This window comes from Paenibacillus nanensis (assembly GCF_003583765.1).
Classification (GTDB): Bacteria; Bacillota; Bacilli; order Paenibacillales; family Paenibacillaceae; genus Pristimantibacillus; species Pristimantibacillus nanensis.
Genome location: NZ_QXQA01000002.1, coordinates 536,881 through 560,494 on the forward strand (window position 1 = coordinate 536,881; position 23,614 = coordinate 560,494).

The window sequence follows — 23,614 nt, forward strand, 5'->3', positions numbered from 1 at the left end:
TTCGTCGTTGCTTCTCCGGTCGTCCGGTAGATATCCAACAAATCTAATCGGATTAATTTGTTATCAGCATCATAACTGATTCGCCCATCAGGCGTCTATGTCATTTCGTCGGGAAATTTATTTGTCATTTTGTGTGCTTCGTCGTAAAAAAGTGTTTATTCGGCAAGGGGGCTGCATGTAAAATAAGATCAAAAAGGGGGGGAGACTGCCTTGTTCAACAATATGCGCGAGGACCATCACGAGCTGCTTGAAATCCATTATTTCACGCCTAGCGCCTTCGAAAAGACGGGACCGGCCTGGCCCATCCGGCTTGGCGCCACCATGGCGAAACCCAACTATCACATGGGGCCCGTCTCCTCGCCTTATTATTATCTAATTCTGGTACTCGAGGGCGAAGGCACGTTCCTGCAAGGGGGCCGTGCTTTCCCGCTGAAGCCGGGCGACCTGTACGGCTTGTTTCCGAAGGTGACGCATGAATACTATACGGTGCCCGAAGCTCCGCTTCGCAAAGTATTCCTTACGCTCGATGGGAAACATGCGCACAGTCTAATGGAGAAGGCGGGGCTCTCGCCGCATTGCCCCCATCAGGAAGGCGGCGCTACGGAGGAAGCAGTCGAAGCGATGAAGCAGTTTTTCGACCTGATGACCGAGGGTGAACGGCCGCATGCCGACTTGTCCCGGCTCAGCTGCATGTACCGGCTGTTCGATGCCTTATCCGCATCCGGCAAAGCTCACCCCGCTCCCGCTGTCCGCACGGCTGCCTGGCTGGAGAAAGGTAAAGATTATCTGGACATTCATTACGCGGACGGGATTACGGTCGAGGGAACGGCCCGTTACGTTGGCGTAGACCGAGCGCATTTCACGAAAGAATTCCATAAAAAATACGGCATGTCACCGATGAACTACCTGCAGCAGCTAAGGATGAACGAGGCAATCGCGCTTCTGAAGGACACCGATTATAAACTGGCCGAGATCGCGCATAGCGTCGGCTTTATCGACCTGCCTACGTTCTCTAAAGCTTTCAGAAAATATACCGGACTGGCTCCTTCTCGGTTTCGCGCCAGCAATTAGTCATGCAGCCCCATAATCCAACTTGCATGCCCGGCAAATGCAGAAGGGAGCCCGACGGACTGCCGGACTCCCTCTTTTATCGAATGACGTGCAATTTTAAGCGTTGGGGACGTAAGCGAATTGATCTCTAATAATGACATCGCCGTAGATGAGCTTTTTCTCGAAGCTTGTATCCCTGTTGTTCATTCGCCATACGATTTGGTCGACCGCCCGCATGCCGAGAAGCTCCTTGTTAACGTCTACGGTGGCCAGAAGCGGCAAGTTCTCAAACGCGTTGTCAAACCCCGTGACCGCGCAGCGCTGCGGGATGTGAATATCTCGATTTTCGAGCGCTTCAATTGCAAATTGGGCGTGAGAATCGTTTACACATACCAGCACCTCCGGCAAATCATCCTCCGGAAATGCCGCCATCAGGCTGCCTACATCTTTCGCTTCGGGTCCAATAAGCTGCGGAAGGGGCTGATAAGGAATGCCGTGCTGCTCCAAGCCCGTCTTAAATGCAATATAACGTTCGAAGAAGCTAGGCGCGTCCCCGATATCGCCTAGAAACTGAAAGTCCCTGTAGCCTCTGCTGATCAGCTTGGCGATAAGATCCCTCATACAAGAGAAATTGTCAGTAAATATGGTGTCGCAACGAAAAGCCGGATCCTCGTGATCGACCATCACAACCGGAATTTGAAACCGATGCATCTCAAGCAGAATCGTAGTGGAGATCGACCCGACGGTTATGATTCCTTGGACCGCATTCGGATTCAGCAGCGAAAAGACGTTATCCCTCGAAGGCTCCGTCAGACTCAAAAAATCCAAGCCCCTCTGGTTCAAGCGGGATTTAATGCCGTCGAAGATTGGGCCCCAATACACGGATTCGTTGTTTTGATAGCGCACATTGGGGAACAGCACGACAATGGTTCCTGTAACCTTATTGCGGTTATAGTCATCGGCCAGATCGGCGGGCAATTTACCGGGATCGTCGCTAAAATAGCCAAGCTGCCCTGCGGCGCGAAGAATCATTTCTCTTGTCTTAGCGCTGACGCCCGATTTGCCGGAGAGCGCTCTTGAAACGGCGTATTTAGACACGCCCGTCATATCCGCTATCTTCTGTACAGTGACTCTGCCTCTAATCGCCATCGTCTTTATCTCCTGCATTTCTCGTTATGAAATGTGCAATAATTGTTATTTTACAACATAACGTTATGCAAAGAAAACCCTATCGAGGCCTTTCGAAGGTGGGCGATCTGAAAGCTTACGGAGCAGACTCCCTTCAAAACTTCTATCCGCTTAGAAGAGCTTCGGCAGTTTGTCCAATGTCACGGCATATGGATGGTTATAGGCGCTCCGCAGTTCTTCCTTGGTTGTCCATTCTTCGGAAGCGCCGAAATCATTCGACCAAGTCATATACCAAACCCACGGTATGCGCGTCTCGGATAGCATCGAAATACTGGGAAGGACGCCGATTTCGCCAAGCGCCGTCAGCTTTCGGGACGCCGTGATCTGAATCAATTCGTTATACTCCTGCTCTAAATCCGTATGCGTATGTTTCGGAGGGTACAAGTCACGCGAAATGATATCGCACACATCGTCTCCGACATAACCTTCCGGCAGCGGTGAATTCCAAACCCATACCAAGTTGTTCAAATCATGATGCCCCGTGTACCGCTCATACATTATGCGATACAGCTTCTTGGCGACTACCGGACCTTTGGCTCCCCACCAAAACCATTCGCCCTCCGATTCGTGGAACGGACGCCACAGAATGGGGATCCGTTTATCGCGGAAAATCTTAAGGTGTTCAGCCATATGATCCATATCGGCAATAAGCGCCTTGTACTCTTCCGTCCCTTCCACTACGGCGCGGGAAGCATCGAAAATGGTATTCTCGGTATAAAAGCCCTTATCTCTGCTGCCGAACGGCGAGAACCAATGCCATGTAAAGGTGACTAACCCCTTCTTGTTTACCGCCCAGTCCAAGGCATTGTGGAGCGTATTTTTATTTTCTTCTACTTCGATCAAGCATTCGTCGCTTGCGTCTGAATAGTTGATGCCGGGAGAATAGGCGAGCAATTCAAAGCCGCATAAAGCCGGCAGCTTTCCCGTGTTCTCCTCTATATACCGCAATTCCTTCTGCACGGTTGTCTGCGTGTGCTGTCCGGTAAGGATTCCCTTGCCGGAAAGATCGGATAAATAGCGAAGAACGGCTTTTACTTCATCGGTCGCTTTAGGATTGCAGGGGGATGCCTGAACAAGGTTATTCATAGGTTTCGCTCCTATCGGACAAGCTTACTTGTCTATATTTATGATGTAAACTTCCAAAATGACGACAAGGAACTGCCCCGCAAAGGGCAGTTCTTAATCGGCAGATTATATCAGCGGTTACTCGCTGAACATTTCGATCCGTTCGTTCAACAGCTCCTGGAACTGCTCCTCCAGCTCCGGAACGCCAATCGCGTTCAGCTCGGCTTGGAACGAATCCCACAAGCCGTCGAATGCTTCAGGCTTGGCCATGATCATCTCCGGAATCCGCTTTCTTACCACTTCATTGAGCTTCTGCATCGTAATCGCGCCTTCGGATTCCTGCGGGATGTTGATCTGCCATGCCGCTCCCCATGGCTTGACCGGGAATTCGTCAACCTTAGGATACAGATCCATCCACATCGTTGCGCCGTAGTTTTTCAGCACTTCTTTCTCGATATCGGTATATTTCCCGATAATTTGCTCCTTCGAGTCGATCTTGTAGGTTTGTCCGGTTGAATCCTTGACGCCTACGCCGTATTCCGGGAACGGATACAGGTAAGTCTCGATGCCTGTCTTCTTGCCGTATTGCGGGTCGGTAATACGCTTTTGCATCTCTTCCGGCGAAATGACGCGCTTGCCGTTCTCGACTGTGTAGTGCTCGCCTTCGATACCCCAGTTATTCAAAATTTGCGCCTCTTCGGAGCACAGCCAATCAAGGAACTTAATAATTCTTACCGGATCTTTGGCGCTGGTCGAGATCCCGACGCCGGTACCGCCGGAATAGCCCGGGCTTTGGAAGTTGCGGTTTTTAAAGTTCTCATTCAGGACGATTGGATACATGCCGTACGTCCTTTCCGGCTTGCCTGCTTGCAGTAGAGCCTGTTCCGGCTCGCGGAACTGCCATTCCGAATCGATGAGTCCGAGCACCCTTCCGGATGCGATTTTTGCTTTATACTGGTCGTACTTTTGCACGAAGCTGTCCGGATCGATCAAGCCCGTGTTGAACATATGGTTCAGCCATTTGAAATATTCCTTCTCTTCAGGCCGGGTGTAATGGATGACAGGGTCCTTGGTCTCGTCGTCGATATACCATTCGCCGTCGTCAGAACCGCCCGTGGAGAAGACGGCCGGATTCGTGACAGATTGCGCGATCCTCCAATCGTCCGCCAGCAGCGACAAGCCAAGCGTCGGTTGTCCGTCGATCGTCGGATGCTTCTCCATATAAGCGCGGATCGCATTCTCGAAATCTTTAACCGTTTTCATTTCCGGATAACCAAGCTCCTTCACGACCTCGTGCTGAAGCATAAAGCCGTCGCGCGGCTCCCACTGCTCTTCATTAACGCCGTAAGTGCCGAGGAAATAGATGGATGGGTCGTCCTTGCTCCAGCGAAGACGGTTCAGGTAATCCCCGTACAGCTTCTTAATATTGGGCCCATGCTCCTCGATGAGCGGCGTCAGATCAATCAGACCCCCGGCATTGATAATCGTATTGACGTTGTTGTTCGCGAAAATTAGATCCGGATATTCGCCGCTTGCTGCCATAAGCGAAAGCTTTTGCATCGGATCGCCGACCGGATAGTCGGGCTTCAGGGTAACGCCCGTCAGCTCTTTAATTTTTTTGCCGACTGGACTCTCCATATCTTCCCACTGCGTGTTCGGCTGCGAACTGAACATCGTGATCGTAATCGGAGACAGCGTGTCCGCCGGTTCTCCCTCGGCCTCTTCCTTGTTGTTCACCGTGCCCGCGCTGTTTCCATTATTCCCGTCCGAGCATGCGGACAGGAAGATGAGCAGGGCGGCCAGCGGAAGCGCGAACCACTTTTTAACGCTTTTCATTCGTTAACCCTCCATTTTTTATATTGTATCAACAGTTCCCTGTTAGAGGTTGTTCAAAAAGTCCAGTTTTGATCACGAAGCATCTCGGGAAGCTTATTCGACATCGAATATTGAATTCAGCCGGAACTTCCGGTGCTCACGTAGCTTCCACTACGCTCCGCTCCTCATTTCCTAGCTTCATCCAATCTTCTCGGTGCTGAAAACCAGACTTTTTGAACACGCACTGTTAGTACCGAAAGTCAGCTCTTCACCGCGCCCAGCGTCAAACCTTTGACGAAATAGCGCTGCAGGAAGGGGTATACGACGAGAATCGGCAGCGTGGCTACCATCGTAATGGATGCGCGGATCGATTCCGGCGAGACCTGGCTGGCAAATTCGGAGCTGCCGAGTCTTGCCTGCGAGCTGTCTCCAGCCTGCGTGTCCGACAATATTTTCATCAATTCGTACTGCAGCGTCGTCAGTTCCGAGTTCGTGCTGTTATACAGGAACGTATCGAACCAGGAATTCCACTGCCCTACCGCGACGAACAGCCCGATGGTGGCAAGCACCGGCTTGCAAAGCGGTAAGATGATACGGAAGAAAATCGTCAAATCGCTTGCCCCGTCCAGCTTGGCGGACTCCTGCAGGCTTATCGGCAGCCCGTCCATGTAGGAACGGATAACGAATACGTTCCAAGCGTTCACGATGCCTGGCAGAATATAAACCCAGAAGCTGTTGATCAGGCTTAGATCGCGCATCAGCATATAGACCGGGATCAATCCGCCGGAGAAATAAAGCGTCAGCACGAAAAACAACGAGACCGGCTTGCGTGCGATAAAGTCTTTGCGGCTAAGCACATAGGCCAGCATGGAGCCGCTCAATATGCCGAGAAACGTACCCAGCACCGTGCGAAGCACCGAGTTTTTGAATGCGGTCAGCAGATCGTTATACCTAAAAATCTGCTCGTAATTATTCCAGGTGAACATACGCGGCCACACGTAGATGCCGCCTCTTACCGTATCGAGCGAATCGTTGAACGAGATAGCCAGAAGGTTCAAGAACGGATAAATCGTTGCGATGCCCACGAGCAGCATGAATCCGTACAGAAAAACGTTGAAGGCGACGCTGCCCGGTGTTGCGCGATATTTCATTTTGCTGCCTCCTCCTATATGACGCTTTCTTTGGTAATCCGCTTGAAAATCCAGTTGGAGAGAAGCAGCAGCGTTATCGCGACCATCGAGTTGACGATGCCGAGCGCCGTGCCGAAGGAGAAGCGCCCCATTCCGATGCCGTAGTTGAGCACGTAGAGATCAAGCACTTCCGAATAATCCAACACCAGACTATTGCCAAGCAAATATTGCTTCTCGAATCCGATGCTTGTGAGCCACCCGATGGAGAGGATCAGCATAACCATCATGGTCGACCGGATACCGGGGAGCGTGATGTGCCAGATGCGCCGGAACCGGCTTGCTCCGTCAACCGTCGCCGCTTCGTACAGCTCCGGGTCGATTCCCGCAATGGCAGCCAGGAAGATGATCGAATTCCAGCCCATCTCCTTCCATAGATCCGACAGCGTGACGATCACCCAAAACCATTCCCCTTTGGCCATGAATTGGATCGGTTTGTCCGTTATGTTCAGCCACATTAACAGCTCGTTCACGACCCCGTCCACCGAAAGGATCTTCGTTATGATGCCGGCGGCCACAACCCATGACACGAAATGCGGAAGGTACGAGATGGTCTGTATCGACCTTTTGAAGAAGGCGAACCGAATCTCGTTGAGCAGAATTGCGAACAGGACAGGCACGGTGTAGCCGGCGATCAATGCCATAAAGCTCATCGCAAGCGTATTCCGCAGCACAAGGTAAAATTGCGGCTCTTGGAAAATCGCAATGAAGTTCTTCATTCCGACCCAGTCCTGCTCGGAGAAGTCGAGCCCCGGCTTAAAGCTTTGGAAAGCCATCGTCCAGCCCCATAGGGGCAAATAATTGAACACGAATACTAACGCGACAAAGGGAAGCGACATCAAAAACAGATATCGCTGCTCGATCATCGTTCTCCAAAGCGATCGCTTTGTTCTGGAGACCTGTGAGAGCGGTTGTAGTGAAGTTTCAGTTTTCATCCGGTGAACGCTCCTTTATTGATGTAAACGCTACATTTCCAACTATAAAGAAAATACAGCGTTTTCAATACGAGGCGATCCGGAGGTCATTCATATAAAAATTAGACATCCGTTATGTCCGGTTGCCGCCTCGCCACCTCTCCCGGAAAGCTGACGGCGATTCCCCTTCCATCCGCTTGAACTTCGCGTGAAAATAGTCGACGTTCGCATATCCGACGGCGGCCGCTACCTCATAGACCTTCGCTCCCTGTGCCAGCATACGCTTAGCCTGCTTCATACGCAGCCCATCGAGGTAGGCGTTGAAGGTCTCGCCGGTCTGCGCCTTAAACAGCTTGCCAAGATACGAGCTGTTGTAATGAAAGGTGCGGGCCAGACTCTCGAGCGTCAGGCCCGATCCGAAATGCTCGGCTACGTAATCGAGCAGCTGCGCGAACGTCTCATGCTTCCGTGCCCTGCCCCAGCTCTCCATCAGCCGGTACAGCTCGCGCTCCGTATAACCGCACGCATCTCGCAGCGTGCAGCAAATCTTCAGCTCCTCTACGAACCGATGCAGGGGAAGCGCGTGCGCGCGAACGCTTTCGTCGATTGCGGCCAACCGTCCGACAATCTCTACATACATAGACGCCAATGCGGCCTTGATACGGGACTCCTGCCAGCCCGAATGAAGCGCATCCCGCTCCAGCCTGCCGATCGTTTCTGCAATCGCGGTTTCGTGACCGGCCGCCGCATATTCGGCAATCTCCGCCGCATAATGTTCAACGGAGACATCGGCTGGCGGGGCGCCGTCGCCATCCGTAACCGGAACGATCGCGCTCCCGGACCTTCCGTGCAGAAATTTGTCCTTCATTAGCTGATAAGCCGTCCGGTAAGCGCGATGGATATCCGACAGCTCCGCCGCCCGCTCTCCTTCCGCAACCACGATATCCATACGGGAAAGCTCCGGCTCCTCTTCCCCCAGCCGGTCAATCAACTCGTTAATGCCGTGTTCCTCGGTTACGATCACGAGATAAGGCCTTACGATGCCAGTAATGCACGGCCCGTGCCGCAGGAGCTTCCGCTCGACCGCTTCCTGCACTTCGCGCCATGCGGATAACGGGGACTCCTCCCGCTCTTCGCCAAGCAGAAAAACGCGGTACTGCCGCCACGGCTGTCCTCCCCTTTTTGCGAACAGGCGCAAATCGGACTCGTCCAGCTTCTCGGCAGCTGTCTCTTCTTCACAGAGCCGCTGCAGCATACGTTCGGCGCGAAGCGGAATGGCGTCCGCCAATTGCTTCTGCCGCCGATCCCGTTCCTCCCATTCGCCGCGCAGCATCTTAAGTTTTGCAATCAGCTGCGTCGGCTCGATCGGTTTCACCAGATAGCAACGAACGCCGAATTCCGTGGCCTTCTGCGCATAGGAAAATTCGGAGTATCCACTCAGCACGATAAAGTCCGTCTGCAGCCCGATCCTGCGGGCCTCTTCGATCAGCTCGATTCCATCCATGCCGGGCATCTTCAAATCGATAATGGCGACATCCGGCTTCATATCACGGCAAAGCGCCAGCCCCTCCACTCCGTTGTCGCTTTCGCCGCAAAGCTCGATTTGGAAGCTCGACCAGTCGATAATCGTTTTGAGGCCCTGCCGAATGACCGGTTCGTCGTCAACAATCGCCAATTTATACATGCTTTTGTTCTCCTCTCGGCAATGTCATGATCACGGTTGTACCTTCGCCCTCCCGGCTTGTGAGCCGCAGCCCGTACTCTTGACCGTAAAATAGCTTCATCCGCTGATGAACGTTTCGCAGGCCGATCCGCTTGCCCGTGTCATCCTCCTGATCGTCCAGCGACGCCACAAGGTCATGCAGCTTCCCCGCTTCGATACCGACTCCGTTATCTTTTATGACAACCAGCAGTTTCCCCGGCTCGAAGTCGAGGCTGACATCGACAAATCCCGAACCGATCTTCCGCTCGATGCCGTGCACGATTGCGTTCTCCACGATCGGCTGCAACAGCAAAGGCAGAATCGTTATATCCTGGACTTCATTCGTATTCGGGAGGCTGTACGCAAGCTTCGACCCGAACCGGAAATGCTGAATCTCAAGATACATCCGGGTCAGTTCGATCTCCGAAGCGAAGGGCACTGCGCCTTGGCCCGCCTCTAAATTGTTTCGCAGCAGCGCGCCGATCGATTTCACGATGTCGGCTATCTCTCCTTCTCCATTGCAGTGCGCCTTCATGCGCACCGTCTCCAGCGCATTGAACAGGAAATGAGGGTCCACCTGATTGGCCAGCATCTTGAATCGGATTTCCTTCTGTTTCATCTCCAGCTCATGACGCGATTCGGCCACCTCCCGGACTTGGCGCATCAGATCGCCGATGTTCGCGACCATATGGTTGAAATGGCGTGAGAGCTGTCCGATCTCGTCGTTGCCTTTGACGAGCGAGTAATGCTGAAGATCGCCTCGGGCCACCCGCCGCATGTCATGACTAAGGACGCTGATCCTCTTGCTGATCGCAGCGGAGAAGAACAGAATGAGCGCACAGGAGGCCAACAAGCTGGCACCGACAATGGTATAGGCGATCAGGCTAACCTGACGGGCATCCCGAACAATCGATGTTTCCGGAATGACGCTTACGATATGCAAGCGGTCTGCGCTAGCCGCAAATTCGATCGACTCCACGAGCAGCTTGGCCGGCTCGTCCCTGAAGCGGATCGAGCGGACTCCGTCAGCTTCCCGCGGAAGCTCCCCTTCCAGCTGAAGAAATTGCTGCAGAGGCTTCCCAATCCATGCCTTGTCATTGGAGGCGACGATCTCGCCGCGGTCGGTATAAATCAGCGTCTCGAACGGCTCCTGCTCCAAGATCGCGTTCAGCACGCCTGGGTTTACGCTAATCACGAGCATGCCGATGTAGCTCATATCGAGGTTATAAACCTGTCTTACAAGACTTAGATGCTTCGCATTGCTTCTGGTCGGATCGGGCACGTAGTCCCATACAATTTTGCCCCGGCTTTCGAGCCCGTTTTGAAACCAACTGGCGGAGGCCGTCTGTGCATCCGTTCGGAAGATCGACCAATTCTCGAGCAGCGTTTCGTTGTTCACATACATCCGGATGCCGGCAATGCTTTTATACAGCTCCAAATACGTGGTGAAGCTGTCATAGCTGCGATACGCCTGAAACACCTCGGATTCCGAAGCGTATTCTCGAGAGACAATTTCCTTTAATTTTTTGTCAAAAAATATGGTGTTCGAAACGCCTTCATGGATTTGCAGCGTTTCCTCCACCTGCCGTTCGATTTTTTTCAAATTGTTAGCCGCTTGCTCGACGGCATGATTTACGGATTGCTCCCGAAGCGTATTCGTGAGCAGCTGTCCGACGACCAGCACCGGCAGGAAAACGACCAGCAGGTAGGAGAGCACCAGCTTTCTTCTCGTTCGGATATTATTCATAGAGGTAGAAAAAGCCGTTAAACCGCGCCTCCAAGGGCTCGGCTCTATCCTGAACATACTCATCCAGCTCACCCTTCACTTAAAATGAGACAAGGATGTCTCCAAAGCCGCGGCTTCGAGACATCCTCCAATTATCGAACTATGCGCTTACTGCCCTTACCTTAAACCAAGTGCTGGCATAATCGCCTGAAAGCTGCGGAACGATTAAGCCTGCCTGCGTCAAGCGGTCGCCGCCGAACGTTCCGATCATGCCGTCCGGCCCTTCAATCTCGTACGTCAGCGATTTGTCAATTCCTTTGAGCTTCAGCATCTCGGGCGCAGGGTTCGGCTTGGCAAGGACACGGAAGAAGAACACCAACGCCTCCGAACGATCCTCCGTCACAAACATCCAGGCTGTCTCGTTGCTCTCGAACGGACTTCGTAGCCGGTAAAGATCGCCTTGCTGCACAAGCGAGCGGATCTCCTTATACATGGCGATCTGCTCCTTGACCTCGGCTTTCTCGGCTTCGCTGAATTTCGTCAAATCGAGCTCGTAGCCAAAGTTGCCGGACATCGCCGCCTCGCCGCGCATCTTGAGCGGCGTCTCCCGGCCGACTTGATGATTCGGCACTGCGGATACATGGGCGCCGATCGCGCTTACCGGATAGATCAGGCTGGTGCCGTACTGGATTTTCAACCGCTCCACCGCGTCCGTATTATCGCTGGTCCACGTCTGCGGCATGTAATACAGCATACCCGGGTCGAAGCGCCCGCCTCCGCTGGCGCAGCTTTCGAACAGAATGTGTGGGAATGCCGAGGTCAACCTCTCGAGCAGCTCGTAGAGTCCGAGCACATACCGGTGCGCGATCTCCTGCTGCCGGTCAGGCGGCGCCGCCGCGGATCCGATCTCCGTCAGCGCCCGGTTCATGTCCCATTTGACATAGGCGATCGGGACATCCGTGAAAATGCGGGAAAGCGCGTTATACAGATAGTCCCGAACTTCCTGCCGCGATAAATCGAGAACCAGCTGCCAGCGGGCCTCCGTTCGGCGGCGGCCGGCGACGTGCAGACACCAGTCGGGATGCGAGCGGTACAAGTCGCTGTCCGGCGAAATCATTTCAGGCTCGAACCATAGGCCGAATTTCAGTCCGCGCCGGTTAATCCGTTCCGCCAAATCCCGAAGGCCGTTCGGCAGCTTTCGCCGGTCCTCGACCCAGTCGCCAAGCGAGCTGTTGTCGCTGTCGCGTTTGCCGAACCAGCCGTCATCCAGCACGAATAGCTCAATGCCAAGCTCTGCTCCCGCCTCGGCGATCGTCTCGATTGTCTCCGCTGTAAAATTAAAGTACGTCGCTTCCCAATTGTTAACGAGTATCGGACGTTCCCGGTCCCGGTGAACACCGCGGCAGAGACGCTTCCGATACAGGCGGTGATAGGCCCTCGACATGCCGCCCAGGCCTTCGGCCGAATAAACCAACACCGCCTCGGGCGTTTGAAAGCAATCCCCCGGCTGAAGCGTCCACGCGAAATCGAACGGATTCAGTCCGATCGCCATTCGAACGATTCCGAATGCGTCGACCTCCGCTTCGGCATGAAAGTTACCGCTGTATACCAGATTCATGGCGTACACTTCGCCATGCTCCTCGTCCGTTCCGGGACTGATTACGGCCGCGAACGGATTATGCTGATGGCTGCTCATCCCCCGCCGGCTGCCGAAGCTCGTTGCTCCGGGGCCGAGCGGCCTGCGCTGAATGTGCGCCTCCCGCGTCCAATGCCCGGAAAGATACAACAGCTCATGATCGCCTTTACCGAACAGGTCTACACTCGCGCTAAGCGCGCGCAATAGCTTCAGCGTGCCGCCTCCCTTGTTCGCAAATCGGACCGAACGCGTAATCGCGCCGCCCGAAAAGATGCTGTAACGAAGAACAACCGTCATGCCGGTATACGAATCTTCCAGCTCCAATTCCAACGTATCCGCTTCATCGTCCGACTCCGCATAGACGTAGGGCAGACCTTCAAGAGCTGGCTTTCCGGCCGAGACTGTATAGCCTTTGTAGCGAAGCTCCGTGATCCGGCTGCCGTCCTCAAGCAGCACCTGGTACGCAGGCGAACGGAAATCGCCCGAGCCGTATTGCGGATACTCTTGCGGCGTGCAATCGAGGAACGCCTTGCCTGTATAAGGAGCAAGTCCCTCCAGGTTGCCGTCCGCCCGCAGCCGGCGCCCCCAATACGTGTGTACGGGATAGCCGTCTACGACTTGAATGACATAGCTGGTATCGCCGGATTGCAGATGAAAAATTTGCTGTTCATTGTTTACGTAAATGGCCACTTATTCCACTCCCATTTTCTCTTTACGATTTCATCGATTATTAGGCATTTAAAAAGTTAAGATATAGAAGCAGTTCCTTGATCTGCACAACGGCCTGAGCACGGTCCACCTTGGCCTCCGGCGCGTATCGTTCCCCATCCATCCCTTGCATGAGACCGGCAGTCAATAAAGCGTCGACGCTGTCTTTCGCCCATACGCTTACAGATGAATGATCGCTGAATCTCGCCAAGGCACCGGTTCCAGCTGCCGGCTTTTGCCCTGCGAATGCAAGAGCTCGGTCAACCATAACGGCCATTTGTTCCCTCGTAATCGAATCGTTTGGCTTGAACGTACCATCCGCGTAACCCATCAAAATGCCGGCTTCATTCGCCGCGCCTGCTGCGCCTGCATACCAGCTTGACGGGTCAACGTCGGCAAAAACAGCCTTACCCGGCTTCGGCGTCAGAGCAAGCGCTCTTACGACGAGGGAGGCAAACTCAGCGCGCGTAATGGGACGATAGGGCGCAAAGCGCTCTTCATCGATTCCATGGACGATAAGCTTGCTCGCCATCATCTCCACGTCGTCCTTCGCCCAATGACCATCGAGATCGCCAAACGTTCGGTCTAGCTTCACGACACCGTAGACGCTGTTCCCGTTCCTTTTTATCGTCACGATTGTTTTGCCGTCCGTCTCTTCAATAAGACCCGGAACGAAACGCATTTCGCCTGTCGCAGGATCAAGCATGACCGTCGTCATATTGCCGCGCGGCGATTGCGGCAGTGAAATCGTACGAGAGACGTACGTGCTGCCGAAGTCGCTCCACTCGATTGAATCAGAGGCTGTTTCGACTGTTATGGTGAACTCAAACAAGCCGCTAACCAGCCGGATGCCGGAAGTCCCCGCCTTTTTCAGGAGCTCCTCCGCTTCTTGTTCGCTAACTGTTTCCATCGCGACGGAAATGCGAATCTCAGAAGCTTCTGTTTGAAGCTGTTCAGCCAAGGCGCTGATGTCGATAAGCTTAACCGGAAGGCTGTACGAGACTGCATCCGACTTTATTCGAATTGTCGCGTTCGGCGTGCTGCCGGCTGCTTGGAGAAGCGCGGATGCAGGAAGAACCGCCTCAACCGCGTCGCTGCCGCTGACCGCAACTTCGTACACTTGTCTTTCAATAGGCATCCCAGCCAATTTACTTAAAGCATCCGTTAGTTCGATGCCGTCCACCTCTACCCGCTTCGTTCCGCCGTTATTGCTGGCACCACTTTGGTTTGCGCCGTTATTATGGTTGTTGTTCGGCAATGGCGGCGGTGAATCCGGGTACAGGTCCGACGGAAGCTCGTCGAGCGTGATCACGTAATCATGATGGTACACCTTGTGTAAATGCTCCGCCGTATTCGTGTTGCCGTCTTTGATGAAGCTGCCGGTCCAAGTACTGAAGAAGCTCCAGTCGGCGCCGTATGTTTGCAGCATATCCGGATCCGGAATAGGACCATTTTCCGCTAAGCCTACGACTTTTTTATCGTTCACTAGCGAGACGAGGCCCTCGTACCTTGCGATGCTCGGGTTATAATCGCCTGCCGGGTTGTAAATATCGACGCTGGCGATGTCCACGACATCGTCTCCAGGGTACCAGTCCGCCTTCTCGGAGTTCCACACCCAAATCAGGTTGTTCAGGTTGTGATAGTTGGTCAGGCGGTCGTACATCAAATTCCACAGCTGCTTCGTCGGCTCCGGTCCCTTCGCGCCCCACCAGAACCAACCGCCTTCCGCCTCGTGCAGCGGCCGCCAAAGCACCGGCACGCCCGCATCCTGCAAGCGCTTTAATTGAACCGCAATCGCGTCAATGTCTCGGATGAGAAGCTGGTAATCTTCAGAATCCGGATGTTGAAGCGCATATTCCACGTCAAACGTCGTGTACTCCGTGTAGAAGCCTCTCCACCATTCCTTACCGGGTTCGTTGCCTCCAATTCCCTTCGGCGCATTCCAATGCCAGCAAAGCGCTACAATGCCGCCGCGGTTATACCAGGCGATCATCTTCTCAACCTCGGTTGACGTCGCCCCGTTTTCCACGCGGGAAGGCGAATAATCCATCAAGTCGGTGGAGAATATCGCCGGGTATTTGCCTGTCTGCTGCTTGATCCACTCCACGTCTTCAAGCGTTTGCTGTCCCGAAATGATCTTGCGGCCGTACTGGCTGGCTAAGTATGACATCAGCGCCTTAGCTTCGGGCGTGGCTTCCGGATTGTTCAAGCTGCCGGTCACGTCGTGGCCATCCGTCGCAGCAGCGGCGGTCAGCTTGACATAATCGATATTGTACCAACCCCAGTTCGGCAAAAATTCAATCGTGTTGCTGCCCTCGCGCAGTAACGCTTTGCCGGCGGAAACCTCGGAGAACGCCGTCGTCTCGGCGAACGTAATTTCCGTGTTTTGCCCGTTTATGACCATGCTGGTTTTCTTCTCTCCGTTCGGCGAGCTGTAACCGATGACGACATCATACATGCCTTCGGCGGGCGCGTTATAGGTCAGTACAAGAGAACCCGTCTGCTGGAATGCCGCATACCCCTCGCCGGAATATCCCGTTCCCGAGGTGCCGATCGAGACGCCGCCCGTCATGATACCGTCCTCCGCTTCAAGCTTATTGCCTGACGCCGGCGGAGCGGCCGGTTCAGCTTTCAAATACTCGATGCCGTAATAGCCCCAGCCCCGCATAATCTTTACCGTATTGCTGCCGGCGTTCAGTAAAACTTTGCTAACCATCTTTTCAGCTCGAACGGTTCCCGCAGCCGGCGCGTCCAGCATCAGTTCACCGGCGCCTGTACCGTTGACCTGGATGCCGGTTGCCTTGCTGCCGTAGCCTTCGGGAATATAATAGCCCAAGCTTAACTTGTACAGCCCCGCTTCTTCGACGTTCACCGTAAACGCGGCGCTTCCGGCCGGCTCCTGTGCGCTGGCATCCTCGGCGAAAAAGTAGGAAATGTAGCCTTCTCCGTCATAAAGCGTATCCTCGCCTTCATTGACCGGACCCCGCTTCTCGATTCCATATCCTTCTAATATTGCGTCTGCATAGGTGACGGTGACGACGCCCGCCGAATCGTCCGGCGGTGTTACGACCGATAGCTCGGAAGCGATAACCCAAGAAGCACCTTTTCCTAACGTTCCTAACAAATAAAATAACACAACAAAGCAAAGAATGACACTGCAACTTACCCTAAACTTCAAGAACATCAAGTCTCCCTCCCTAAAGTTCAGACTTATGAATCCAGAATTATCATAATATAAAACGCTTTCAAAAACAATATGAATGTTACGTTTTGTTATGATTTTGTTTTGTAATTTAACTAACAAAATATACTTCTCAATGTCTGCTCATTATTCATGCGCTTCAACATAAAAAAACGCCGCCTTCACCAAGGCGGCTTTCTAAACTTATGGATATCAGCCTCACCAAACTACCGCTTGCTTGCGCAGCTGAGACGGCGTCATACCTTTATACTGCTTGAATAGTTTCGTGAAGTAATTCGGGTTATCGCACCCGACTCTTCCGGCGATTTCGGTGACCGACAGCGATTCCTCCCGGAGCAGTCGCTCCGCTTCATTCATGCGGCACATATTCACGTACTCGATGAAGGTCCGGCCTGTTATCTTTTTGAACATTTTGCAGAAATGATAGGGATTCAAATTGAGCCTTCCGGCTGCCTCCTCTACGGTCAGCTTGTCAGCGAAATTCGACTCGATATATTCGATCAACGCTTTGAACCGCTCCCGATTCTCGGTGTAGCGGTTATTCACGTGCTCGGGAAGCTGCAGCGGCAGGAAGGTGCGTGCCAGCAAGGTGAACAGCAAGTGCAGCTGGGATTTGATGATGAGCTGATAGGCCGGCCGGTTCGCTTGGAATTCCGCTATCACCTCATCCAGCAGCTTGTATTGGGCCGCGCAAGCCGGCTTATGGAGCGCCGGCTTGACCGGGAGCTGCACTCTTCCTTCCAGATAGGGACGAACGTATTTCGCATGCAGCGGGTCATGGACGAAGTCGTTGAATAATGCGCCATTGAAAACGATGGACACAAAGGCAATATCGCCTTCATAAGAGCTGAAGCCCGTGTGCAGTCCGCCGGCCGGAACGAACAGCACATCGCCAGGCGAAGCCTCGTAAGGCTGGCTGTCGATATGAAAGATGCCGGTTCCCTGCTGCATCATAATCACTTCGAAATGCTCGTGCCAATGTAAGAAAAGAATCGATTGGCCGGCTCTTGCGCCGGGGCATTGATTGAAGAAGATCATAAAAGGATAGTTTTTCTCCGCCAGCTTTGTTACTTCCCGAAGCTCCTTCGGATAGGTCACCAGGCTCACCCCCCGCAAAATAGAACTAGTATTGCACAAGATTAGACGAGAAATGGGTTTACGATCAAGCTATACTGAAGATGCTTAGGAATACCATATGCCAAAATAGGAGTGGTAATCAAGATGGCGAATCCGTTTGAAGAGCTGAGAGGAAGGTTCGTGGCTAATCCAGTCAAAACAGATTTGAGAGGAGAACGGGGACGATGACGATAACATATAAAGTTGCCGTTGCTGGATGCGGCGGCATGTCGAATATTTGGATCGATTACGCGTTAGAGAGGCCGGATACCGAGATTGTTGCCCTGGTCGATATAAACGAAGCGTTCGCGGCAGCGAAGAGAGATAGTAAAGGCTTGTCCTGCCCGGTCTTTACCGATATCGCCCAAGCGATCGAGCAGACTGGCGCAAACCTCGTATTTGACGTCACCATTCCGGCGAGCCATTTTCAAATCAGCACCACGGCGATGAAAATGGGATGCCATGTCTTCGGCGAGAAGCCGCTGGCCGAAACGATGGACGATTGCAATGAAATCGTGCGCGTATCGGAGCAGACGGGCCGCACCCATGCCGTTATGCAAAATCGCCGGTACGACGCGCGTATTCGCGCCTTACGGGAGATGATCGCCTCCGGAACAATCGGCAAGCCCGGATTCATCGGCGCGGATTTCTTTATCGGCGCGCATTTTGGCGGCTTCCGCGATGCGATGGCAAGCCCCCTGCTCCTGGATATGGCGATCCATACCTTCGACCAGGCGCGGCTCATTCTTGGAGCTGACCCGGTATCCGTCTACTGTCAGGAGTTTAATCCTCCCGGCTCCTGGTACGCGGGCAGCGCTGCGGCCATATGCATCTTTGAAATGTCCGACGGTTCGGTCTTCAACTACCGGGGTTCCTGGTGCGCGGAAGGAGCTCCAACCTCCTGGGAGGCGCAGTGGCGCGTTACCGGCGAGAAGGGCACCGCGATCTGGGACGGGCACGGAGCGCCTTATGCGGAAGTTATCGCAGACGGCGATCAGTCTGGAAAATTCATCAAAGATTATGTCCGGGTAGAGGCTCCTTCGACGGCATTAAACCAACTGCGCTCGGGTCACTTCGGTTGTCTGGATGAGATGTTCGCCGCATTGGAGGAAAGCCGGCTTGCGGAGACAGACTGCCGCGATAACCGTTTCAGCATGGCTATGGTGCTCGCCGCGCTTGAGAGCGCGAGCGCTGGCCGTAAGGTGAACATAACGGAATTTATGGCCCAACGTTAACGGAACAAAATGGCCATGCGGGTTTAACGTCCGCATGGCCATTCTTCGTTTCCTATCTGAAACCAGGCAGTTAGGAAACGCTCGTTAGCGTAGAGCGTCGTAATAGTACCGGATGACAAGATCCTGGTCGTAGTTGCCGAAGCCCTTGCCGAATAACGTCAGCCCGCCTCTCCCGGAACCGGCACCCTCGGGGCTCAGGCTGAACGTCCAAAACGGCCGGTCCAGCTGCAATTCGCTGAGCGTTACATCCGAAATGCGCTGGCCGTCAATGTACGTTCCCCTCTCGTTGATGCGCAGCGCCTTCAAGACGCCATATTGATTGACGTCCTTGTGCCACCACTTGGGGGTCAGCCTCCCTTTCTGCTCGCCGAAATCACCCGGGCTGGTCCAAACCCCAAGCATTTTCTGATTCAGCGTAAACCGAATATCCGACGGCCAATTTTCGTTCACTTGAGGCGCTTCCGAGCCGATCTCCATCGAGATCCCGATTTCCTTCAGCCGCTGATCCTTGCGCAGATAGTTCGGCACTTTATATTCGACGAAGCCGCGGGCGAACCATAGAATGCCGGCATTTACCCTTTCCGGATCCATGAAGCAAGCCGGATTATCATAATCGCCGATTATTTTCGCCGTCGTGGCGATGCCGCAAGTGGGCCATACCTCGTAATCCGTAAAATGGCCAACCGGAACGGCGATTTCTTGGTACGTTTCCGCTGCTTCTACAGGGGGAGATAGCTTGACCTGCATATACTCTTGCTTCACATAGCAATATTTGTAGGTTCCGCCGTTCACCCGCCTCATTCGGCTGCCTACGATCCCCGCTTGCTCCAGCTTGTTTACATGACTGCTTACGATGGCGTTACTGAGATAAAGCTCTGACGCTAGCTCCTTGATATGCATTTCCTTCCGGTACAGCAAGTCGATAATTTTCAGCCGCGCCTCGCTTGCTAATGCTTCGTATACTTTAAGCGAAGCGGAATCCGTCGTTAACAGCATTCCCCAATAGCCTCCATTTAGAATTTGCAATTTCCCGAATCCTGAAAGTATAACTTGTGACAATATCTTTATTATGATACATATGAGTTAAGTTATCAATTATTTGAATTCGCCTTATCATGAATTCTATTAGGAGGTCTCCTTATGCAAAAGTCCACGATGCTCATCGACAAAAACTTCACCGTCTCCGAGGTGGATCCCCGGCTTTACGGCTCTTTCATTGAGCATTTGGGCCGCGCCGTATATGGCGGGATTTATGACCCGGGGCATCCTACCGCCGACGAGAACGGCTTCCGGCAGGACGCCGTCGAAGCGATCAAAGCGCTGAATGTTCCCATTATCCGTTATCCGGGCGGAAACTTCGTATCCGGCTACAATTGGGAGGATGGCGTAGGTCCGATATCGGAACGCAAGCGTAAATTGGAGCTGGCCTGGTGGACGACGGAACCGAACGCGATCGGCACGAATGAGTTCGCGGATTGGGCCAAGCTTGTCGGCTCTGAGGTCATGATGGCCGTCAATCTCGGCACGCGGGGAATCGACGAGGCAAGAAATCTGGTCGAATATTGCAATCATCCTTCCGGGTCTTACTGGAGCGACATGCGCATATCCCATGGCTACCGGGAGCCTCATCGCTTCAAAACGTGGTGTCTCGGGAACGAAATGGACGGACCATGGCAGATTGGCGCCAAAACGGCGGTTGAGTACGGACGCCTGGCCAATGAAACAGCTAAAGCGATGAAATGGGTCGATCCGTCGATTGAGCTTGTCGCTTGCGGCAGCTCCAGCAGCGGCATGAGCACCTTCGCCGAGTGGGAAGCGACCGTGCTCGATTTATCGTACGACAATGTCGACTATTTGTCTCTGCACACCTACTACAATAACAACCATAACGATACGCCTAATTTCCTAGCCAAATCGCTCGATTTGGACCAGTTCATCCACAGCGTAGCTTCGATTTGCGATTATATAAAAGCCAAGAAGCGCAGCAAAAAAACGCTGATGCTGTCGCTTGACGAGTGGAATGTCTGGCACTCCATCGGATCCAGCCGCGCCGAAGAGCGCTGGCAGGTCGCTCCTCCGGAATTCGAGGATGTGTATACACATGAAGACGCGCTGGCCGTCGGCTGCTTCCTCATTACGCTGCTCAAGCATGCTGACCGCGTGAAGATGGGCTGCATCGCCCAGCTAATCAACGTCATCGCGCCGATTATGACAGAGACAGGCGGAGCGCTGTGGCTGCAAACGACCTATTATCCGTTCCTGCATGCATCGAATTACGGCAGGGGGACTGTGCTTCAGGCTGTCGTATCCTCGGACAAATACGATTCGAAGGACTTCACGGACGTCCCTTATCTGGAAGCGATCAGCGTATATAACGAAGAGCAGGGTCAAGTCACCATCTTTGCGGTCAACCGTCATCTGGAGGAAAAAATGGAGCTCAGCGTAGATATCCGATCCTTCGGCAATGCCACGTTGATCGAGCATCTCGTCCTGGAGAGCGACGATCTGAAAGCCGTCAACACGAAATCGAATCCGCAGAACGTCGTTCCTCATGCCGGCGGGCAATCCTCCGTTGAAAACGGCAAGGTTCAAGCGATTCTGAGCAAAGCTTCGTGGAACGTCATCCGTCTGCAAGTGTAATAAAAGTCGCTAAAAGGGGCGCTTTATGCAAAGCGTCCCTTTTTGACGTGCAGCAGCAAGTACGTCTGAGCTTCCGTTGGAAGTCGCACACTCTTTGGACATAATTATCGCTCAGCGTCATGCCAAGCTGGCGCGCTTCCATTCTTTCTTGTGCTTCGAAAACAACATAATCTTTAGCGTTTCGATATTGTACGTCAGATTAGACCGCGCGTTATAATATATCTACGGAATTTATTAGGCTCAAATTTAAAATGTCCAAGCGGGCAAAGAAGGAGGTCCGGAAGCCGTGACATCAACGAATACAGGCAAGCTGGCGCTTGCGCTTGAAGGGGGCGGCGCCAAAGGCGCTTACCATATGGGAGTTATGAAAGCCTACCGGGAGGCCGGCCAAGCCTTCGACGCCATAGCCGGGACCTCGATCGGCGCCCTGAACGGAGCCGTCATCGCGCAAGGCGATTTCGAGACTGGGTATCAGGTATGGGAGCAGCTGGACGCTCGGTCGATCTTCGACATAAGCGATGAAGAATACCGCTTGCTGATGCGGCGAAAGCTCGATACGGCCGCCTTACGACTCTTGGCCGCGCGCACGAAGAGGATCATTGCGGACAGAGGCATGGACACGCGGAAGATGCGCCGGTTGATCGAATCCCTCATCGACGAAAGCCGGCTTCGGGCTGCCGCCGTAGACTTCGGCCTGGTGACGGTCTCCTTGAGCGACCGGGCGCCGCTCGAGCTCTTTAAGGAAGATATTCCGCAGGGGCGTTTATTGGACTATCTGATGGCCAGCGCCTCATTCCCCGGCTTTCAGACGACGTTCATCGACGATAAAGCTTTTATCGACGGCGGACTGTACGACAATTGTCCGATCAACATGCTCGCACGCAAAGGATATACGAGCATCGTCGCAGTCCGGACGTTCGGGCTCGGCATAACGCGCAAAATCCGCTATCCCGACCTTTCGCTTACGACAATCTCGCCCTCCGAGCCGCTTGGCGGTACGATGAGCTTTATCCCCGAAGCGATAAGCCGCAGCATGAGCATGGGGTATTATGACGCGCTTAGGCAGCTGAGGGGCTTGCAAGGCCGCACTTACTGCATAGATATAGGCGGTTTAACCGAGGAGGCGTGCGACGAGCTGCTGGCTTCCATCCCCGATGCCAAGCTCCTTGCGCTCGGCCGTATGCTCGGCGCGAGCGGCATTCCTGCCCGGGAGCTGTGGAGCAGGGTCATCGTGCCGAGGCTGTCAGGCAGCATGCGCCTCGAGGCTAACGCGTCCTCCATCGCCTTTATCGTCAGTCTTACGGAGGCGCTTGCCTCGGCTAAGGGAATGAATAAGTACGCTGTCCATCCCTTCCCCGACTTGGTGCGCTCCTCTATAAGCGGTCCTCTGAAGAACGTCCGTGGACTCGGCTTCCGGCAAGTGGAGCTCTGCATGGCGGCTCAGCGCATTCTAGAAGCGATTCGGTTGTAGGGAAGCTTGCGATCGCATTGATCTATTGCAGCTTTCGATAATAATCCTGCACGAACGCCTTGAACTCACGAGCCACCTTCGTCATATATCGGTTCTCGTACCAAGAAAGTTCGATCGTTCGTTTACTTAACGGCTCTTCGATCGAGAGAAGAACGACGGAGGAGCCCTGCGAGCCGCCCCATGTAATCGACGGTATGAATGAAACGCCGAGTCCCGCGCGGACCAAGCTGCGAACCATCGAAGGTTCGTCGCATTCATAAATAATACGAGGCTCAAACCCTGCCGCGCGGCAGAGGGCATCCGTCGTTTCGCGCAGCTGCTTGCCCGGCTTTAAGCTTATGAAGCCGTCCTCCGACAGCTCGCTCAGCCGAACGCTCCTGCGGCCGGCCAGACGGTGTCCGCTCGGGACCGCAAGCATCATTTCCTCTGTTAATAAAGGTATGGATTCGGTGCCCAAAATTTTAAACGTCGATGACGAAATGCACAGATCGAACGCCTGAGAAGCGGTACGATCCGGGTCATGCTGTAACAGCTTGAACTCCGCTTCCGGATGCCGCTGCCGGAATACGGTAATCATGTCCGGGAGCAAATAAGATCCGACATGAATCAATATGACGACAGTCCCGATCGGTTGCTCGGCCAAGTCCATAAGCTCCGTCTTCCCATCCTCCAATGTTTGAAGAGCCAGGTCGACCTTCGCAAGGAATCGTTTCCCGAATTCGTTGAGCCGAATGTACTTCCCTGTGCGGTCGAACAATTGAACGCGTAATTCCCTCTCGAGTTTACCGATCAATTTGCTTAAAGCCGGCTGGGACATTCGCAGTTCCTCAGCGGCCTTCGTCATGTTCTCCAGCCGCGCCACGGTTTGAAAATAACGAAGCGAATGCAGGTCCATCATATGTCTCCCTCTCTCAATCGATAACCAATTGAATATAGATGTTATGCCAAATAATATATTT

The 23,614-nt window shown here is 53.6% G+C and carries 16 protein-coding genes; 4 read left to right on the forward strand and 12 right to left on the reverse strand.

The features are described from left to right. Positions 1–210 precede the first annotated feature (210 nt). A complete protein-coding gene (locus D3P08_RS05540) occupies positions 211–1,071 on the forward strand; it encodes an AraC family transcriptional regulator (protein WP_119598434.1) in 861 nt (286 codons plus the stop codon). Positions 1,072–1,167: 96 nt separating this feature from the next. Here the strand turns inward: D3P08_RS05540 and D3P08_RS05545 are convergent, their stop codons facing one another. The 10 genes from D3P08_RS05545 to D3P08_RS05590 all read right to left on the reverse strand — a co-directional run bounded on the left by D3P08_RS05545 (position 1,168) and on the right by D3P08_RS05590 (position 17,291). Continuing rightward, complete coding sequence (locus D3P08_RS05545; RefSeq protein WP_338068706.1) at positions 1,168–2,199, reverse strand: LacI family DNA-binding transcriptional regulator; 1,032 nt, start codon at positions 2,197–2,199, stop codon at positions 1,168–1,170. A 150-nt stretch (positions 2,200–2,349) separates the two neighbouring features. Further along, a complete protein-coding gene (locus D3P08_RS05550; RefSeq protein ID WP_119598435.1) occupies positions 2,350–3,324 on the reverse strand; it encodes a glycosyl hydrolase in 975 nt (324 codons plus the stop codon). 117 nt (positions 3,325–3,441) lie between these two features. Further along, entirely contained in the window at positions 3,442–5,139 is a 1,698-nt protein-coding gene (locus tag D3P08_RS05555; protein WP_119598436.1) for an ABC transporter substrate-binding protein, read from the reverse strand. 239 nt (positions 5,140–5,378) lie between these two features. Next, complete coding sequence (locus D3P08_RS05560) at positions 5,379–6,269, reverse strand: carbohydrate ABC transporter permease (RefSeq protein WP_119598437.1); 891 nt, start codon at positions 6,267–6,269, stop codon at positions 5,379–5,381. A 14-nt stretch (positions 6,270–6,283) separates the two neighbouring features. After that, complete coding sequence (locus D3P08_RS05565; RefSeq protein WP_119598438.1) at positions 6,284–7,240, reverse strand: ABC transporter permease; 957 nt, start codon at positions 7,238–7,240, stop codon at positions 6,284–6,286. A 112-nt stretch (positions 7,241–7,352) separates the two neighbouring features. Beyond that, positions 7,353–8,903, reverse strand: a complete 1,551-nt coding sequence (locus tag D3P08_RS05570) for a response regulator transcription factor (RefSeq protein ID WP_119598439.1) — start codon at positions 8,901–8,903, stop codon at positions 7,353–7,355. Continuing rightward, a complete protein-coding gene (locus D3P08_RS05575; protein WP_240647321.1) occupies positions 8,896–10,731 on the reverse strand; it encodes a cache domain-containing sensor histidine kinase in 1,836 nt (611 codons plus the stop codon). Before D3P08_RS05575 ends, D3P08_RS05570 begins: the two co-directional genes overlap by 8 nt. Before the next feature lie 76 nt (positions 10,732–10,807). Further along, the gene (locus tag D3P08_RS05580) at positions 10,808–12,973 is read right to left on the reverse strand and encodes an alpha-galactosidase (RefSeq protein WP_119598440.1); all 2,166 of its coding nucleotides are present in this window, start codon (positions 12,971–12,973) and stop codon (positions 10,808–10,810) included. Between the two features lie 40 nt (positions 12,974–13,013). Then, positions 13,014–16,175 carry a glycosyl hydrolase gene (locus D3P08_RS05585; RefSeq protein ID WP_119598441.1) on the reverse strand — a complete coding sequence of 1,054 codons (3,162 nt, stop codon included), beginning with the start codon at positions 16,173–16,175 and terminating at the stop codon, positions 13,014–13,016. A 216-nt stretch (positions 16,176–16,391) separates the two neighbouring features. Continuing rightward, a complete protein-coding gene (locus D3P08_RS05590; RefSeq protein WP_119598442.1) occupies positions 16,392–17,291 on the reverse strand; it encodes an AraC family transcriptional regulator in 900 nt (299 codons plus the stop codon). A gap of 203 nt (positions 17,292–17,494) precedes the next feature. Between D3P08_RS05590 and D3P08_RS05595 the strand changes: the two genes are divergently transcribed. Continuing rightward, a complete protein-coding gene (locus D3P08_RS05595) occupies positions 17,495–18,544 on the forward strand; it encodes a Gfo/Idh/MocA family protein (RefSeq protein ID WP_119598443.1) in 1,050 nt (349 codons plus the stop codon). 84 nt (positions 18,545–18,628) lie between these two features. Here the strand turns inward: D3P08_RS05595 and D3P08_RS05600 are convergent, their stop codons facing one another. Further along, positions 18,629–19,540, reverse strand: coding sequence for an ArsR/SmtB family transcription factor (locus D3P08_RS05600; RefSeq protein ID WP_119598444.1), 912 nt, complete (start codon positions 19,538–19,540; stop codon positions 18,629–18,631). A gap of 144 nt (positions 19,541–19,684) precedes the next feature. On the opposite strand from D3P08_RS05600, the gene arfA reads away from it, so the two are divergent. Together arfA and D3P08_RS05610 are read left to right on the forward strand one after the other, a co-directional pair. Further along, positions 19,685–21,184, forward strand: a complete 1,500-nt coding sequence (gene arfA, locus D3P08_RS05605; RefSeq protein ID WP_119598445.1) for an arabinosylfuranosidase ArfA — start codon at positions 19,685–19,687, stop codon at positions 21,182–21,184. A gap of 286 nt (positions 21,185–21,470) precedes the next feature. After that, positions 21,471–22,655 carry a patatin-like phospholipase family protein gene (locus D3P08_RS05610; RefSeq protein WP_119598446.1) on the forward strand — a complete coding sequence of 395 codons (1,185 nt, stop codon included), beginning with the start codon at positions 21,471–21,473 and terminating at the stop codon, positions 22,653–22,655. Between the two features lie 22 nt (positions 22,656–22,677). Here D3P08_RS05610 and D3P08_RS05615 read toward each other — a convergent pair whose 3' ends face one another. Continuing rightward, positions 22,678–23,553, reverse strand: a complete 876-nt coding sequence (locus D3P08_RS05615) for a LysR family transcriptional regulator (protein ID WP_240647322.1) — start codon at positions 23,551–23,553, stop codon at positions 22,678–22,680. Positions 23,554–23,614 lie beyond the last annotated feature (61 nt).

Bases quoted from the DNA above. Each gene is read 5' to 3' on its own strand.
- D3P08_RS05545 (WP_338068706.1), bottom strand. From the start codon at position 2,199: ATGGCGATTAGAGGCAGAGTCACTGTACAGAAGATAGCGGATATGACG.
- D3P08_RS05550 (WP_119598435.1), bottom strand. From the start codon at position 3,324: ATGAATAACCTTGTTCAGGCATCCCCCTGCAATCCTAAAGCGACCGAT.
- D3P08_RS05555 (WP_119598436.1), bottom strand. From the start codon at position 5,139: ATGAAAAGCGTTAAAAAGTGGTTCGCGCTTCCGCTGGCCGCCCTGCTC.
- D3P08_RS05560 (WP_119598437.1), bottom strand. From the start codon at position 6,269: ATGAAATATCGCGCAACACCGGGCAGCGTCGCCTTCAACGTTTTTCTG.
- D3P08_RS05565 (WP_119598438.1), bottom strand. From the start codon at position 7,240: ATGAAAACTGAAACTTCACTACAACCGCTCTCACAGGTCTCCAGAACA.
- D3P08_RS05570 (WP_119598439.1), bottom strand. From the start codon at position 8,903: ATGTATAAATTGGCGATTGTTGACGACGAACCGGTCATTCGGCAGGGC.
- D3P08_RS05575 (WP_240647321.1), bottom strand. From the start codon at position 10,731: ATGAGTATGTTCAGGATAGAGCCGAGCCCTTGGAGGCGCGGTTTAACG.
- D3P08_RS05585 (WP_119598441.1), bottom strand. From the start codon at position 16,175: ATGTTCTTGAAGTTTAGGGTAAGTTGCAGTGTCATTCTTTGCTTTGTT.
- D3P08_RS05595 (WP_119598443.1), top strand. From the start codon at position 17,495: ATGACGATAACATATAAAGTTGCCGTTGCTGGATGCGGCGGCATGTCG.
- D3P08_RS05600 (WP_119598444.1), bottom strand. From the start codon at position 19,540: ATGCTGTTAACGACGGATTCCGCTTCGCTTAAAGTATACGAAGCATTA.
- arfA (WP_119598445.1), top strand. From the start codon at position 19,685: ATGCAAAAGTCCACGATGCTCATCGACAAAAACTTCACCGTCTCCGAG.
- D3P08_RS05615 (WP_240647322.1), bottom strand. From the start codon at position 23,553: ATGATGGACCTGCATTCGCTTCGTTATTTTCAAACCGTGGCGCGGCTG.